The organism is Allobosea sp. GW821-FHT03A12 (genome assembly GCF_058986765.1).
This window is the reverse complement of the sequence record NZ_JBYSVZ010000001.1, coordinates 771,681-788,093: the sequence shown is the minus strand read 5'-3', so window position 1 is coordinate 788,093 and position 16,413 is coordinate 771,681. Positions and strand designations below refer to the sequence as shown.

General features: G+C 65.8%; 12 protein-coding genes. All 12 read right to left on the bottom strand.

Annotated features, from left to right (window positions below):
- Nucleotides 1-19: 19 nt before the first annotated feature.
- The 12 genes from AC3WLC_RS03695 to AC3WLC_RS03640 all read right to left on the bottom strand — a co-directional run bounded on the left by AC3WLC_RS03695 (nt 20) and on the right by AC3WLC_RS03640 (nt 16,412).
- Nucleotides 20-1,156 (bottom strand): glycosyltransferase, encoded by a 1,137-nt coding sequence (locus AC3WLC_RS03695; RefSeq protein ID WP_493682582.1) that lies wholly within the window; start codon nt 1,154-1,156, stop codon nt 20-22.
- Nucleotides 1,157-1,165: 9 nt separating this feature from the next.
- Nucleotides 1,166-2,605, bottom strand: coding sequence for a glycosyltransferase (locus AC3WLC_RS03690; protein WP_493682581.1), 1,440 nt, complete (start codon nt 2,603-2,605; stop codon nt 1,166-1,168).
- Nucleotides 2,599-4,734 (bottom strand): glycosyltransferase family protein, encoded by a 2,136-nt coding sequence (locus AC3WLC_RS03685; RefSeq protein WP_493682580.1) that lies wholly within the window; start codon nt 4,732-4,734, stop codon nt 2,599-2,601. Before AC3WLC_RS03685 ends, AC3WLC_RS03690 begins: the two co-directional genes overlap by 7 nt.
- The gene (locus AC3WLC_RS03680) at nt 4,734-7,697 is read right to left on the bottom strand and encodes a glycosyltransferase (protein ID WP_493682579.1); all 2,964 of its coding nucleotides are present in this window, start codon (nt 7,695-7,697) and stop codon (nt 4,734-4,736) included. The genes AC3WLC_RS03685 and AC3WLC_RS03680 overlap by 1 nt, the downstream gene beginning before the upstream one ends.
- 132 nt (nt 7,698-7,829) lie before the next feature.
- Nucleotides 7,830-8,969, bottom strand: coding sequence for a DegT/DnrJ/EryC1/StrS family aminotransferase (locus tag AC3WLC_RS03675; RefSeq protein WP_493682578.1), 1,140 nt, complete (start codon nt 8,967-8,969; stop codon nt 7,830-7,832).
- A gap of 145 nt (nt 8,970-9,114) precedes the next feature.
- A complete protein-coding gene (locus AC3WLC_RS03670; RefSeq protein WP_493682577.1) occupies nt 9,115-9,351 on the bottom strand; it encodes an acyl carrier protein in 237 nt (78 codons plus the stop codon).
- Nucleotides 9,351-10,322: a ketoacyl-ACP synthase III gene (locus AC3WLC_RS03665; RefSeq protein WP_493682576.1), complete on the bottom strand. Its 972-nt coding sequence runs from the start codon at nt 10,320-10,322 to the stop codon at nt 9,351-9,353. Before AC3WLC_RS03665 ends, AC3WLC_RS03670 begins: the two co-directional genes overlap by 1 nt.
- Nucleotides 10,319-10,924, bottom strand: a complete 606-nt coding sequence (locus AC3WLC_RS03660; protein WP_493682575.1) for a hypothetical protein — start codon at nt 10,922-10,924, stop codon at nt 10,319-10,321. Before AC3WLC_RS03660 ends, AC3WLC_RS03665 begins: the two co-directional genes overlap by 4 nt.
- A gap of 11 nt (nt 10,925-10,935) precedes the next feature.
- On the bottom strand, nt 10,936-11,592 hold the full coding sequence (locus AC3WLC_RS03655) for an LbetaH domain-containing protein (protein WP_493682574.1): 657 nt from the start codon (nt 11,590-11,592) through the stop codon (nt 10,936-10,938).
- Nucleotides 11,589-14,063 carry a lipid II:glycine glycyltransferase FemX gene (locus AC3WLC_RS03650; RefSeq protein WP_493682573.1) on the bottom strand — a complete coding sequence of 825 codons (2,475 nt, stop codon included), beginning with the start codon at nt 14,061-14,063 and terminating at the stop codon, nt 11,589-11,591. Before AC3WLC_RS03650 ends, AC3WLC_RS03655 begins: the two co-directional genes overlap by 4 nt.
- A 164-nt stretch (nt 14,064-14,227) precedes the next feature.
- The gene (locus AC3WLC_RS03645) at nt 14,228-15,106 is read right to left on the bottom strand and encodes a class I SAM-dependent methyltransferase (RefSeq protein WP_493682572.1); all 879 of its coding nucleotides are present in this window, start codon (nt 15,104-15,106) and stop codon (nt 14,228-14,230) included.
- Nucleotides 15,096-16,412: an ABC transporter ATP-binding protein gene (locus AC3WLC_RS03640; RefSeq protein WP_493682571.1), complete on the bottom strand. Its 1,317-nt coding sequence runs from the start codon at nt 16,410-16,412 to the stop codon at nt 15,096-15,098. Before AC3WLC_RS03640 ends, AC3WLC_RS03645 begins: the two co-directional genes overlap by 11 nt.
- Between the last annotated feature and the right edge of the window lies 1 nt (nt 16,413).

The window sequence follows — 16,413 nt, the reverse complement described above, 5'->3', positions numbered from 1 at the left end:
CCGTGTTCGCCGTAACGTTCTAGTCGCCGCCGATCGTCAGCGGGGCCGTCGGATCGCGGTAGATGCACGCCATCGCCCTGGCGGTCTTCACCGGATCATGCCAGCGCTCGACATAGGCGCGGGAGCGGCGCCCGGCCTCGACCAGCGCATCCGGCGCCGAAAGAATCCGGGTGAGGTCGTCTTCGAGCGTGCGCTCGTCAATGCGCAGGATCGGCATCTCATCCCACATCTGCGCCGGGACGAAGGGGCGATCCTCCTCGCGGATATAAGCCGCCACCGGCTTGCCCATCGCCATAAGCTCGACGGCGAAGCCGCCATACCAGCCGGCCAGGAGCTGGTCGATCGCCAGATCGGCGGAGCGGTAGAGCTCCATCGCCTCGGCATGAGGCTTGTTCTCGATCACGATCAGCTCGAAGTCGAAACGCTGCCGCAATCGTTCGAGCACCGGCATGAGCAGGCTCGTCCCCTTGATGCCGCCATTGCTCGGCGCATGGACGACGCGGGGCGGCCTGCCGGCGACGGGCAGAGCGACCGCCTGATCCCAGATCTCGACATTGCAATAGGGCAGGAAATCGCCCTTCTCGATGAAACGGCCGAGCTCGGGATTGAGGTAGAAGACCCGGTCCATCAGCGGCAGCAGGCGCTCGACCATGGCGCGCCGGGCTTCGTCGATACCGCTTGTGCAGGCCGAGAACGCCGGGCAGGCTCCCTCCCGGCACATGGTGACCGCGTTGATCTTGTTCGACCGGTCCGCTTGCCGGACATCGCACCCCTGCAACGTCATGAAGGTCTTGCGGCCGAAAGCGCGCGCCAGCCTGACATCGAACAGCGCCTTTCGGTCCTCCGCCTCGCTGCGGCCGAGCACCCGGCCCCAATCGTCCCAGAGCATGAAGCTCCGGCCGAAATAATAGTGCACGACATCGTAGTTCAGCGGGATGCCGAGCGCGAAGCGGAGCCGGCGCCAGAGCGCGCCCGAGCTTTTCTTGGCATAATCGCTGAGCGTGATGTCGGCGGGGTAGTCGAGCCAGGTGTTGTAGTTGATGACGACGTCGCTGCGCAGGCCGAGCCCGCGCTCGGCGCGCGACAGCGACCAAGGCTGGTTGCCGACATTCACCGGCCCGTGGACGACGCGCGGCGACTTCATGCCCATCGGCATGCCTCGACCTCAAGCCTGCGCACGCGGCAGCTCATCATAGAGACGGACCAGTTTCTGCCACTCGGCCTCCGCGTCGAGATCCGACAGGGCAGCAACCGTGTTCCGGCGCAGCTGCTCGCACAGGGCGGGATCATCGATCAGCCGGTTGATTGCCGCGGCGATCGAGACAGGATCGTGGGGATCGAACGATAGGCCGGTACCGTACTGCTCAACCATTCGGCTCACTTCGGGGTAGTTCACCACCAGCGCCGGGAGCCCGGCAGCCATGTACTCGAATACCTTATTGGGCAGCGCGTGAGTGAAATTTCGGCATACGCCAACCACCGAGTAGATGCCGGCATCCGCCCCCTTCGCGGCAGCCACGACATCCCGCGACGGCACAGGCTGACCGAGAATGAGCCGATCATCGGCTCCAATCCGCCGCGCAATAGCACGATACTCTTCTCCGAACTGATCGAGCGAAGGGCCGCGGAGGACCAAGATGCAGCGGGGAGCATGCTCCAATGCCTCGATGATCGGCTCGAGCAGACGCGCCGGCCCAGTTCCGCCCTGGTACAGGAGAACGAAACTGTCGTCCGGCAGGCCGAACTGCTGCTTCAGCAGAGGGTATTCCCGCGTCGGCGTCGCCGCCAGCAAGGGGATGTTGCGCACCAGGCTGGCCCGGCGGCCCTGGCCGAGTTCCTGCGCCAGCGCCTCGACGATGGACTCCGATACGGTGACCACGGCCGAGGCCTCTGTCATGATCCTGGCTTCGAGCGCCTGCAGCTCGGCCTTCCACTCGCCCGCATAGGGCGTCCAGGCTTCGTTCGCGCTGTCCCAGTGCACATTCTCCGACGTCCATTCGTGGAAATCGGCGATGAAATGCGCGCCCGTCATCCGCGCCGCCGCCAGGGCCGCATAGGAGGTATTGAGATCATGCCCGTGAAAGGCCAGCGGCTGCCCTCGCCTGGCGGCCCGCATCGCCGCGTCGAACATCTCTCCGCCGATGAAGCCGGGCCGTTCGCCAACGAATTCCGCCGCCCCGGGGCGGATCAGTTCGATCGCGACGCCGGGCCCCCAATCCGGGGGCTTGCGCGACCCGCGCGGCTGCGCCGTGTCCGGGCAGATGACATCGACCGCATAGCCCGCAGCGGCAAGCGCGCGCGCTTCCCGCTCGACGCGCGGATCGACCCAGATATTGGAGACCAGCAGCATGATGATGCGCCGCCCGGTCGCCCTGGCCCCGATGCCGATGGCGTCCTGCGCCCTCGCGGCCTGGTGCAGCCGCGCCGCCGAGCCGCGGGATTCGAGCAGCCGCCGGGCCAGGCGGAAGCGCTGCCGGGCGTTGCTCCTCACCCAGGCGACGTTGTCGCGCGTCGCAATGGCGATGAGCGGGCGTGCGACCGGGCGCGCCAGCGTCGCCAGCTGCGGAAAACGCCGCGCAAGGCCGTGCAGGAACTGCTTTAGCATGGTGCAACCATCGGGTTCGGGAACGTCGCGATAAGGTCGCGATAGGCGCTCGCCTGCAGCGAGACGATCCGCTCTGCGGAATGGTAGTCGATCATCCACTGCCGTGCGGCAGCTCCACGCCCGGCCCGATCCTCCGGGTCGAGCAGGACGTCCCGGAGCCGGTCGGCGCAGGCCTCCACCGTCTGCGCGATCAGGCAGGGCGGCGGGCAGCCGAAGAACCGCGTCAGCTGTTCCTCGTCCAGAGCCGTGATCAGCCGGCGCCCGAGCGCCATGGTCTCGAAACCGACGCCGCCGAGCGCCGGCAGCGCGAACTGATCGATGACGGCGTGCGAGCGGCAATATTCCACCCAGAGCTCGCGCTTCTGCATCGTCGGCACCCAGGTCACCTTCGAGGTCAGGCCGAGACTTTCGATCAGCTCCCGGCTTTCGCCGACCTCCTTCCCCCATTCGACCAGGACCAGCCGGAAATCGTGCCCCTCCGCCGCCAGCTTGCCTGCCGCGAGCAGGAACACATCGTTACCCTTGGTCCAGGAACCGCTCTTGTCCTTCCAGTGGTGCCGCGTCGGGCTGAAGAAGACCGGCGGGCCGTCGGGCGGCCTGAGATCGGGATGCGCATCCCGGAAGGCACGCAGCTTCGAGTCGTCGAAGGCGTGAGGCAAATAGACCACGCGCTCCGGCGGCAGGCCGAGCCTGTCGACCGAGGTGATCACGTCGGAATTCGTGACGAGAACGAGGGGCGCCTCCCTGTAGACCCGCGAGCAGACGGCACCGCTGACGGAAGGCTCCCAGGGCAGGTCCCGGATCGTGCCGTGCTCATAGGCGGCGAAGCGCGCGAAACCGTTCATGAACGGAATGAAACCATCCGTCGAATAGCCCTGTACGATGTCGTACTGCTTGAGGATATCGAAGAATTGCAATGGAAGATAAGTGATATAATTCCGGAGGTTACCCTCGAATTCCTGGTGCTTGTTTTCCTCGAGGAAATGGCGCCTGCGATCGGAAAAGATCTGGAACCGCGACTGGAACTCGGCATCGTCGACCAATGACGCCAGCTTCCTGCGAGGCGCTCTCCCAAGCGCCTCGAGCAGATCCTTCACAAGACCGACGAGGAGGGTACGGGTCCAGCCGAACGCCCCAGCCACGCGTCGCAGAAAACCCTGCACGCGCTCCTGGAGCACGCGCCTGCGATGAGTCTTCTCCGCATTCACACGCCACTCGAAATGGGTTCGACTCTCTCGCTTGCCGTCCAGCAATTGCTGGCCCAGAACCCCGGCAAGCGCGGCCGGCGATTCAACCGGATGTCCCCGCATGCGGCGCAGCAACAGCCACATCCTGACACCGGGCGCCTCATAGCGCTCCTCCGACATCGGCCCCATGACGAGCCGGTGAAACAGCCGGATACGCAGGTTTGCAGCGGTCTGCTGAATATGAGCACGCCCGCGTCTCAGGAGGCTGTTCGCTTCTGCCTGTCCCGACGGCGAAACCTCGCCACGACTCTCGGAGTCAGGCTCGCGCTCCGCGGCCAGAAGCGCAATCAGCCTGTCCTTGTCGGCATTGATCGGCCGATGCAGCCCCAGCGCTTCCACCAGCCAGGCAGTCCAGCGCATATGGCGAGGCATGCGCGGCCTTGCCCGCCCTTCCAGAGCCGCGAAATCGTCGAGGATCCGCCAGTAGTTGGCCTGGAGATAGGTCCTCATCAGCCGCGAGGTCAGCCGCATGCCCAGCCGATCGGCCCGCAAATACTGCAGGCAGAGATCAACGGGACCTTGGACGAACCAGTCCGGCCTGGACCATCCTGCAAGGCTGGTCGCGAACCAATCGGGGAAATTACCTTCCGCCGTGCCCGTGAAGGATCCGTCCTCCCATTCCGGGCAACTCATCACGTGATAGTAGTCGTAGCAGATGACATCCGACTGGATGCCGAATTTACGCTGGATGCGCGCATTGTTGTAGGCGTTGTTGGCGATATTGCCGATATGCAGCACGCGTAGAGGACGCCCCAGCGTCGCCTCGAGCTCGGCGATTATCCTGCCGGGAGGCAGTTCCCGCTCCGTTTCCACCCTGGCACCATCGACAGGGGCTTCCCCTGAGATCCCACCGGGGGGCAATTTGCTCACCGCTTCCATCATCAGAGCTCGTAAGCTGGGAAAGGCGGGGCGCCTGCAAGCTGCTCGCGGTGGTATGCAGCTTCCTCCGCTGACAGTACCTCGGAGAGTGGCGAAGTCCCCCAGTCGAACCTGTACCCCATGGCGGCAGCATTCAGGAGCAACTTGTAGTCGCGCCAACGGGCGCTCGAAGCGTGGTTCGCCAGGAACCACTTGCGGGTATTCGCACCGATCTCTCGCCGCAGCTCCGGCTGGTCATACAGCATCGACAGATGAGCGGCGACCGCCTCGGCGCTATCGGCAGCCAGCACCGGCGGGCAGCCATCGGGGACAAGCCCATCATACTGGGCCTTCTCGATCCGCATGATCAACGGCAGGCCACTGGCCATCGCCTCGAGCCCCGATGCGCCGAAATAGCCGAGCACGAACTGCTCCATAGCCACGTCGACGGAGCGCAGATAGCGTGCCAGGCGCGCCTTCCCGACGATCGGCAGCAGCAGGACCTTGTCTGCGACTCCGAGTTCCTCCAGCCTGTCTCGGCTCGACGCCTCGTCGACCCCCCAGCCGAGCACGAGGAGGCGGGCCCGAGGATAGGCCCGGCTGAAGCGTGCAAAGCCCTCGAGGCCGATATGCGCACCCTTCCACTGATTATCGAGCCTCATCGAGGTAAGGATGAAGAAATCGCCTCCCGTCTTTGCTTCCCACTCCGCTCTCAATTCGTCGGCCGGGCCGGGGAAATATCGCTCTTCATCGATAACGAGGGGGAGGTAGAGGCAATTGTTCAGCCCGTGGCGGCGAGCATGCGCAAACGTGATCGGATTGGAGACTAGTATGCACGACGCGCGCTCCAAGGAGCGACGTGTAATACGCCCCAAACTATCGTCTCTTGCTGCATCGAACCAGATTTCACCCCCCATCTGGGCGACGATATAGGGCCTGCGAGACAAGTATCCGAAGTACAGCACCTGCGAGACCAGCAAGGCGTCGTGCCGGTTGAGAACCTTCAGGCCCTTCGCATGGGGCATGAAGTCCGGCCAGGCGATCACGTCTTCCATCTCGATGAATGGGTAGCCGCGAGCGCGCAGCTCATTCTCCCAATCGCCGGAGACCTCGAGCCAGCTTGTGCGTTCGGGCAAAGGACGCTCGAGCAAGCGGGCGACCGGGTCCTCGCCGAGCTCTTCGATGTCGCCGTCGAAATCCTCCCAGGCCGGAAGGCTCATCAGCGCCCGGTCGAATGTCGGCAGGTGCAGATCGATGCCCGGAATGTGCCGCCGCAACCCGCTCGCGCGCATATAGCCGATATTGGCGATGTTGCCGACGAAGCCGAAATCGCCGGTAGCGACGTGATCATCCCCGATCGCCGACCTCAACTCGGCGAAGGCGTTCCGGCTGAACTGCGAGAACGCGCGCATGTTGCCTGATGTCAGCCAGGGATGGCGCCAGGGCGCGCGGTCATAGCTGGCCCACGCATCGCGCGGTTCCGGTCCAAGCCCTGCAGCCTGCCAGCGCTCCGCTGGCGAAGCCTTCTTGAGCGCAATCGCGCGGTCGATCTCGGACGTCTTGTAGGGCGTCAGCCGCTTGGCAGGACCGGCCGCGCTGAAGCCGATCAGGAAAGGGTGTTTCCAGTCGGTCGCATTCGGAATACTCGCCCGGCGCCGTGCCTCCGCATCGCGCTGGGCGCGGATATTGGCGAGAACCGCGTCCGGAAACGCGGCGGTGTCCTCGTACATCTGTCCGAAGCGGCTCGCGACGGCGCTGATCGAATGCCAGCGCTCGATATAGGCCCGGCCCTGCGCACCGACGGCAGCCAGTTTGTCACGATGGGTGACGCACCAGAGCAACGTCTCCTCCAGCGTGTCCGGGGTGACATTGATCAGCGGGCAATCCTCCGGAGCCTCGATCAGCTCCGGCCCCCGCGCATAGGTCAGCACGGGCTTGCCGCGCGCCATCGCCTCCAGCGCGGTGAAGCCATACGCCCCGCCGATGAATTGATCGGCGACGATGTCGGCCTCGCCGAACAGGCGGATCACTTCGGTATTGGGTACGCCTTGAACTTTGACATACTCGATCTGGTGCCCTTGGGACCTGAGCTTCTCGATCGCTGCTTCGAGATGCCCCGACCCCTTGAAGTGCGTATGATTTGGAGCATGGGCGATCTTCAAAGGCCCATCGTGCCGCGAAGGCGCACCAAGGGGGATCGCGGCCGTGTCGATCGGCCAATAATGCATGTTCCGGGCATCAGGGACATAGGCCAGCATGTCCCCCAGGGCGACCGCCTGGGTGACGCGCTCGCACATGCCCTCCATGATCTCGCTTCCGCTTGCGTCATCGCAGACGCAGAACCGGCCCGGATCGGGGCATTCCGTGCAGAAATTCCACTTTCCCAGCGCAAGCGTCGCACCGCGCCGGCGCACATCCGCGCCATAGGCGTAGAGATAGACGCGCTTGCCGGCAGAGCGCAGCAGGTCCAACTCCTGAGGATTGACGCCGAAGCGCGTCACGGGAAGCATCAGGCCGCGGTCGTAGAAGAAATGGAACACGTCATAACGCGCGATGGCCCAGGCGAGGATCATTCGCTCCAGCGCCTGGGACAGTTGCGGGGCAAGCTTGGCGGTCGCATTGACCAGCTTGCGCAGATTGAAATCGAAATTGCGCGAGATGTGATAGGTGACGAAAACGAGCGAGTGGCTCCTGAAGCCGAGAAGGCGATCGGCCTGCGCCTTCAGCGGCAAGGTCAGGATGGGCGTCACACCCCACAACGAGCGCGGCCGGGCCTTGGCCAGCCTGGCATCCGACCAGCCTTTGGCCCGCGGCATCACATAGTCGTTGAGCAGCCACTGCGAGAACCGGTTCGTCGGCTCGGCCATGAGACCTGCCGCCCGATGCGTGATGCGCAGGAGCAGCGCTTGCAGCGCACCCCAATCCCGGCGCAGCACCATCCCGCCGACACGCGCGAGACGAACCGGGATCAGCAGCAGGAACTTCACTGCACGCAGCACCCACCGGGCAGGCTCGCGCCAGCCTGGCGGTAGGCGGTCGACAGAACTGCGAACGACTGCTCGAGCGCGCTTCAAAAGTGACTTCACCGATTCAACGCCCGAACAGCAGAAACGCCCAGATCAACCCTTCAGGGCGCGCCGAACCACATCCACGACGCGCTCCTGGTCGGAACGGCGCATGAACGGCACGATCGGCAGGGTGATGGAGGTGTCCTCCGCCTGGGCGGCATTCGGGAACTGGTCGGCCGCCAGCTGATACTTCTCGCGATAATAGCCGAGCCGGTGGACCGCATGCGTGCCGGGCCGGCTCTGCATTTCGGCCAGGGCCAGGGCGGACATCACGGCGTTGCGGCGCTTGCGCCCACCATCGGCGAGGCGAATGACGTAGGACTGGTAGGTGTGGCCCTCGACCTCGCCCGCCACCGGCAGGATGAGATCGTTGATCTCCCGCAGCATCTCCGTATAGCGCCCGGCCGAGGCGCGCCGGTCGGCCACCAGCCGCTCCAGCTTGGCCATCTGCGCGACGCCCACGGCCGCCTGGATGTCCGACAGGCGCAGGTTGAAGCCGATCCGGTCGAAGCGCGACATGGTCCACGGACCCTGCGGCTCGTCGTCGACCACCGGCAGGCCGGTGGCGCCGTGGTTGCGCAGGGAGCGGACGGCGGCGGCGAGCGCATCGTCATTCGTCGTGACCGCACCGCCCTCGCCCGTCGTCACCACCTTGCGGGGGTGGAACGAGAAGCAGCCGATGTCGCCGAGCGCGCCGACGGGCTCGCCCTTGTAGGTCGTGGCGATGGCGCAGGCCGCATCCTCGATGATGCGAATGCCGCGTGGAGCGCAGATCGCACGGATCTCGTCCATCGGCGCCGCGAGCCCGAACAGATGCACCACCACGACGGCGCGGGTGCGCGGCGTGATGGCGGCTTCCAACGCTGCCGGGTCGATATTGAAGGTCGCAAGATCGACATCGGCGAAGACGGCCTTCGCCCCGACATATTCGGCGGAATGCGCGCTGGTAATCCAGGTGAAGGCCGGCACGATCACCTCGTCGTCCGGCCCGAGACCGAGCGCCATGGTGGCAAGATGCAGCGCCGCGGTGCAGGAGGTGCAGGCCAGGGCATATTTGGCGCGCTGGTTCTGGGCGATCAGCGCCTCGAAGCGCTCGGTCATCGGCCCCTGCGTGACCCATTTCGAGCCGAGCACGGTGCGCACCATCTCGATTTCGGTTTCGTCGAAGCTCGGTTCGGTGATGTTGATCATGGCGCTTGCCTGGCCTCGGGAGTCTGACGCGCGACGGCCCGGAATGCGGCCGTGCTGCGCTGGTGAGGATCGGTGTGGGTCATGGCGGCGCCCTTCGAGGGGCCGGCCGGGTGCTGCGCGGCGAAAGATCCGCGCGGATCGATGGTCATTGCTGGCCGCGCAGCTTCTCTGCATAGGCCAGGACGTTGTCGATCGTGTCGAGCTCATCGAGCACGTCGTCGCTGAACGTGACGCCGTGGTCCTCCTGCAAGGCGAGGACGAAGGCGGCATGATCGAGGGAATCCACGGAATCCCCGAGGAAGCGATAATCCGCCGCCCAGCTCTTCGGCTTTTGCGAGTTCAGCACCTTGCAGAGCGCAGCCCGGACATCCTGTTCTGTCATCATCGATCTCCAAGCAGGAACAAGGGCGCCACCGCCCAGGAAAGGCCAACCCCGAAGCCTGCGGTCAAGATGCAGCGATGCCCCTGATCGGCTTCCGCTTCGAGCATGAGCGGGACAGAGGACGAGACGGCGTTCCCATAGAGCGCCGCACCGAAGGGTGTCTTGTCCATCTGGTCGATCCGCTTCGCGATCGTCTCGACGATGTAGCGGCTGCCCTGATGGAGAATGACCCGGTCAACGTCCTGCCAGCCGATCCCGTTGCGCTCCAGCGCCTCCTGCATGGCGCCCGGAACACGCGTGGCCGAGAATTCGAAGACGCCGCGGCCATTCATCTTGAGCTGCCGGTTGGCCTGGACCTCGAGCGCACCGGCCTTGTCGCCATCCGTGCCGAACACCGCGCGGCCCAGGCGCCAGATGGGCTTACGCCTCGTCAGCGCCGTGGCTGTCGCGGCATCTCCGAACAGCATCGCGGTATCCCGATCATCCGGTGAACCGATCTTCGAGTAAGGATCCGCCGTCACCAGCAGCCCGTCATCGATGCCCTGCGCTTCCATGAGTGCCAGGGCCGTGGCGACCGCATAGACCCAACCCGAGCACCCGAGCCCGATGTCGAAGGCCGCAAGGTCCTTGCGCATGTTCAGGGCGGAGGCGACGCGCGCGGAGACGTGGGGCAGGCCGAAGCCGTCTGGATTCTGCGTCACCACGATCAGGAGCCGCGCCCGCTCGATGACGCCCGGCTCGAGCGCTTCGAGCTTCCTGACGGCCGCGATGGCGAGATCGGAGGTATCCTCGTCGGGGCCGCGACGCGACAGCTTGAGGAAGCCGGTCTTGTTCTCGATGAACTCGGCCGTGACGCCGAAACGGGGCGCCAGCTCGAGCACGTCGACACGACCCGGTGGGATATATCCGGCGATCCGGCCGATGCCGACCGGAGAGGCGCTATCCTGCGCGGGCGAGGATGGGCTGCTCACAGGGATTGGCTCGCGAAATAGATGAGACCCGCGTCGACGCCAGCCGAAAGAATGCGCGTCGCATGGTGCCGCTCGCCGATCCGCCGGACATGCCGGAGCGACAGTGCCGCAAAGGCCGGCAGGTTTCGCGTCAGATCGAAGCGCGTGGCGACATAGCGCTCACTCGCGCCAAGCGAGAAGAGCTCTGTCAGATAGGCCTTGTTGAGCGCCACCAGCCGATCGATCAGGGTGTAGCCGAGGCCCACCCCTTCTCCCAGCTGAGCCATCCCTTCGACAAGGCTCCAGCCCTCGATCGCCTTCTCCTCGGCATAAGGAACACGCAAGGTCGGCATAGCCTCGCCGGCCTCGAACATCAGGATCTTGCCGCTCTGCCGCGGCGCGCTCCACCAGGCGTCGAATACCGCCTCGGCCGGTGTCTCGACCTCTCGCGCCACATGGACGAGACGCAGCCGGTTATGGCTCGTCATCCGCGAAAAGCGTACGGTCAGCGACGTATAGCCCTCGATACGCGGCAGGATGGCGTTGATCACGCTCGTGCTGTGTACATAGGGCCGCGCCCCACGGAAGGGGAACAGGTCTTCCGATTCGGCCAGGGGTGTCATCTGTTCCGTCATCACTTGATGTCCAGCACCTTCTTGGCCGGAACGCCGAAATGAACCTCGAAAGACGGCACGCGCTTGGTCGCAACCGAACCGGCGCCGATCACCGAGAAGTCCTCGACGACCATGCCGTCGACGATCACCGAATTGGGGCCGAGATGGGCCCCCTTCCCGAGAACCGCCTTGCCGCACAAGGTCGCATTCGGCCCGACATAGGAGAAATCGCCGCAAGCGGCATCATGACCAATATTCGCCCCAGCGCGGATGGTGGCGCAGTGGCCGATGCTCGCGCTCGGCTGGACGACGGCATGAGCGGCGAGGAAGGCGCCGGCAGCGATCCGTGCATCGCGCGCAATGACGGCTGTGGGGTGCGCGATGACGGTCCAGCGCTCCATCGGGATGGCGAGGCTTTCGACCAGCGCCTGCCGCCGGTGCATCTGCCTGACCTTGTGGAGAGCAAGGACGAACCGCGTCTCCGGATCGAGGTGCGCCCAGTCCCTCAGCCCGCCCAGCACCGGGCTGCCATCGACCTGCTGGCCAATTAGCCCGTCGTCCAGATAGCCGCGAAGGGTCACCGACTGGCCATGGGCCTCGCAGGTCCGCACGGTTTCGGCCACCACGCGGGCGTCGCCGGCCGCACCGAGAATGACGATGGGAACGGGTCTGGTCATGCGCTCGCCCTCCCGGCGAATCGCCTCAGGCGCGCCATGAAGCCCGGTTGAGCCGTCGGCTCTTGCTGCTCCGGCATAGCCGGCTCGGCGGGCTGGTCCGGCTGCAGGTGGGTCGCGGCTCCGGGTGCGACGATGCTATGGACCGGAGGGTCGGCAATGCCGGCATCACGTGCGCCGAACCAGTCGAGCGCCGCCCCAAAGGTGGCGGCGGCAAACCCCCACTCGCGGACGAGACGATGTGCCGCCTCGTGCATGGCCGCGGCCTTCACCTGATTGGCGGGGTGGAGGTTGAGAACGACGATGCCCGGCACGCCGCTCTTTGCAATCGCCTCCCCGTAGGAGAGCAGGGCTTTCATCGCCTCGTCGGCATTCCAGTCCAGAAGGAAGAACACCCCGTCGCCGAAGGCCGTCAGCTGGCTCCAGTGCTCCGTCACTTTTCCTTCGAGCAGGAGGCGGGCCGGCAGCAGCGAACCGTTGAGCACACGCCCATCCTTCCCCGGCAGGTTGCTTGAGCCAACGATGCCGTGGCTCAGCCAGGGGGTCGCATGGCCCCAGTAGCCATCGTTCAGATAGCCATGGTTGCGCACCAGCCGGGCCGGCTTGCCAGTCAAGGTCTCGAACCAGGCGCATTGCTCGTCGAGGCGCAGGCCATACTCGTCCGGGGTTTCCAGCGCATCCGGATGGAGCTCCCATTCCACCGTCGCATCCTGGCCTTGCCAGGCCATGCTGGCGGCATCGTGCTTCGTGAGCGGATGCAGGAAATAGGTGATCGGGATGAGGCCGAGCTGCTCCTTCTGGCCTCGGTAGTCCTCGAGCGGGGCTTGGTCGTCATCCCCGGTCACGATCACCATGCCCTTGGCGCCGAAAGGCAGCACATCCCGCGCCGGAACGCGCCCATGCCCGGCCAGCGCCTCGCGGGCCGCCCATATCCACCAGTCCGCCGGCCGGTCACGCGGCGCTGTCGGATCGAGCTGGGCCTCGAAGAGATACATCGGGCGCTCGCCGGCATGGTCCCATTCGACCTCGGTCGGTCGATTGGCGGCCGCTGCGGGGTCTCCCTGCCGAAGGCGGGTGAGATCGCGCGCCAGATCGGTGCCGAGAAGCAGCAGGCCGCTGGCCCCGGCCGGAACCCAGATCCAGGCTGGAGCGCCCAAGACCGTGGCAGCGACGGTCTCCGCCTTGTCCGCGAACAGGGCCTGCACCTCGTGCAGGCTTTTCGCCCGCAGGTCCCGCTGTCCGCCTTTCAGCAGCAGCGCCTCATCCATCCGGCCAAGGGGCTCGGCCCGGCCGCCTGCAAGATTGGCGATGGCCGCGGCGGCGCGCAGGACCACGGCGGGACGGCCAGCAGCCGCGGCCGCACGCGCAGCGACCCAGCCTGCCTCGTCGGCACCATCCGCCACGAGGACGGCCGCATGCCTCTCCTCGTGGGCCGCCGTGGCGTCGATGCCGACGACGCGCAGGTGATGGGCGACGAACTCTGCGGCGAAGGACGGCGCCGGGCGCGCATCGTCGCTCCGGAGAACACCGCTCTCGGCCATGTGCGTGGCCACTCTCGCCACCGCCTTGTGCGCGAGGCGCGCATCCATGAACAGGCTCGCCACATTGGTGGGCACGGAGCGCCCCCCGAACTTGCCCTTGAAGGCGGAGACGCGGGAGATCGGCCAGGCTGACGGAACCTCCGGGAAGATCGGCCCGAAGCGATAGGCGGACAAGCCGCGCGCACGGCACGCCAGAATGGCGCGCCAATGCACGAAATCGTTCGGCCGCAGCGCCAACGCCTCCGGCTCGGAGACGCCGCCGAGATAGGAGGCCGCACCCTTGTCGATCAGCAGGAACAGCGCCCCAACATCCTGCCCCTCATGCCGCGCAAAGCACAGCAGCGCCCGGCCGCCCGGCATGAAGGTCCGGATGATGGTCTCGTAATAGGCCTTGTCCGGCAGGGCCTCCCCCGTGCGCTCGGCCGAGCGGCAGGCAAGGGCCCAGTAGCGCTCGAGATCAGCGCCGTCCTGCGAGACCTCGAAGGTCAGGCCGGACTTCTCGGCCTTCCTGACGGCACGACGGCAGGCTTCATCGAGGCCCGCCCAGAGGTCTGCCTCGTCCTGATCGAGCTCGACGATCTGGTCGGCTGCGAGTGTTGCGTAACCCGGCGCCGGCTCGAGACCGTTGGGGCCGAACCCGATGCCGAGCTGGAAGCCGTGATCGCTCACCCAGACAGGGACATGGTCTCTCTGTGCGCTCCGGCTTCGAGGCGCGAGATTCTGTACGGACAACTGGATGCGGTCGGCGCCGATGGCGCGCGCGATCCGCCTAACCTCTCCCATCGCGACCTTCTGCGCGGCGCGTGCCTCGGACTTCGCGAGGTCGGCGGCAAGGGCCAGCCCGGCATGACGATGGATACCGGAATGCAGCAGGCTTTCGCCCGACGATGTGCCCTGTCGCGCCGTGCTCAGATAAAGCGGCTGCACCGCCACGATCCGTCCGGCATCGAGGAGGGCGAAGGAGAGGTTCCGTTCGACGAAGAATGCGGTCTCGATGTCGACCCATGCCGCGCGATGCATCAGCCAGGCATCGGCCGACGAATCGACAGCCCTGTCCCAATCCCCGGCCGCGACGTCAGGGTAGCGAACAATCCGCATCAGACTTCGCGACTGAAGGCGACATTGAAACGGAAGCCGCGATAGGGGTTCTTCTCATGCACCTCGGCCAGCTCGACCTTGGCGCTGAGCCGCTCCCCGGCCGCGAGGAACTCCTCCCAGAGGAAATCGTAGGTCACGATGGCGGGCATGACCTTCGGCTCAGGCGGCTGCGGCGCAGCGGGTTGCGGAGCTGCCTCAGGCCCGCCGAACAGCCTTGCCCAGAAGCCGACCTTGCGCGGCGCCGCCGCCGGCGCGGGGACGGGGATCGCCTGCGGCTCCGGGATCGGGCGCGGCACATAGGGGCCGTGGCGCGCCTCCAGCTCGGCCGCGATCTCCTGCACCCTCGCAGGCAGATCGGCAGCGCGCAGGCGATCCGGGACATTGCCCACCAGCACGCGGCCACCGGGCCGAACAATCCTCAGCATCTCGCCGATCAGCGGAACGCCATCCTCGATGCTCGGGAAGTTGGTGAAGACATCATAGCAGAAGGCGGCATCGAAGGAGGCATCGGGAAAGGGCAGCACTCCGCCGTCCGCCTGCCGGAACTCGGCATTGGCCAAGCCGAGGCGGCGCGCGACGGTCAGCGCCCCGGCGGCCAGATCGACACCCGTGAATTTCCGGACGCGGGGGGCGACGAGATAGGCAAGAAAGCCGGCCGCACACCCCACTTCGAGGATGGAGCTGGTCTCGTCTGCCTTCGTCAGGGACAGGATGCTGTCGGCCAGCTCGCGGGAGGTCTGCTCGTCCCTCCAGATGCGCGGATCGCGGCCCGCGATGTAGCAGAGATCCTCCAGCGTCGGCGCACCGGCAACCGCGGTGCCCCGCTGGTCGAAGAAGGCGGAGAGCGACGCGAGCCAGTCGGAGTTCTCAGGCTTCATCAGCGGTCACTTTCCACTCGTAGACGGGATCGTAGATCAGGCTGATGTTCCAGATGATGCGCCGCGACACTGTGAACTGGCAGGCCTTTTCAATGTAGTGGAGGATCGAATCCTCGCTCTTCGGCATCTGGTGTCGGCAGATCGAGGCGCTGATCCAGTACATGCCCGGGCCGAGGGCATGGTTCTTCACCGAGTAGGTGACGGAACCCTTCTTCGGGAACTCGCGATCCCGGTCGATATAGGCACCGATATCATAGCCCTCGACCCCCGCGACCGCCTGCACCCGGGCGCCGTCGATCCTGAACCCCGCATAGATGTCTGAGGCCCCGGGATCGCCTTCCCAGGAAATCCGGATGTTCAGATTATCGCCATTGGGCACATGCCCGATGATCTCACCGGCATCGTCGACGACATCGACGCCGGTAATCCGGATCCGGTCGCCGGCCAGCTCGTAGCGGCCCGTTTCAGCCGTCTCCTGCAGCTTGGCGCTCGCCTGCTTGTTGGCCGTGAGGTTGGCGGCCTCCTGCCGATCCCAGACGCTCTGCACATAGGCCTTGGCCACGGGCTCCGCCGGCCCCTGCATGACCAGCTGCCCCTGGTTGATCCATACCGCCTGGTCGCAGAGTTCGGCGATCAGCCCATCCGAGTGGCTGACGAAGAACACGGTCGCGCCCGATTCGCAGATCTCCCGGATGCGCTTCATGCACTTGGCGACGAAATAGGAATCGCCCGCCGCCAGCGCCTCGTCGACGATGAAGATCTCGGGATCGACCGCGATGGCGGTGGAGAAGGTGAGCCTTGCCTGCATGCCGCTGGAATAGGTGCGGAAGGGCTGGTCGATCACGCTCTCCAGCTCGCTGAAGGCGATGATCGAGTCCATCTTGGCCTCGATCTCCTCGCGGCTCATGCCGATGCACATGCCGCCGGTGATGATGTTCTCTCGGCCGGTGAAATCCGGATGGAAGCCGGTGCCAAGCTCCAGGATGGCCGAGATGCGGCCGTTCACCTCGACCTCGCCCTCGGTCGCGTCGAGCAGGCCGGTGATGATCTTCAGAAGCGTGCTCTTGCCCGAGCCGTTGGGGCCGATCACGCCGACGATCTGGCCACGCTGCACCTCGAAGGAGATGTCCTTCAGGGCCCAGTGCTCGCGGTGGCGGTGCTTGCCGGTCAGGATCTCGCGCAGCAGGTCGCTGTTGTTGTCATAGAGGCGATAGGCCTTTCCCACGCCCTTGACGCGGATGGCGACATCCTTCTGCTCCGTCGCCACGGCCTGGCCGGCCGGCATGGTCATGTCTTCGGCCTTCATG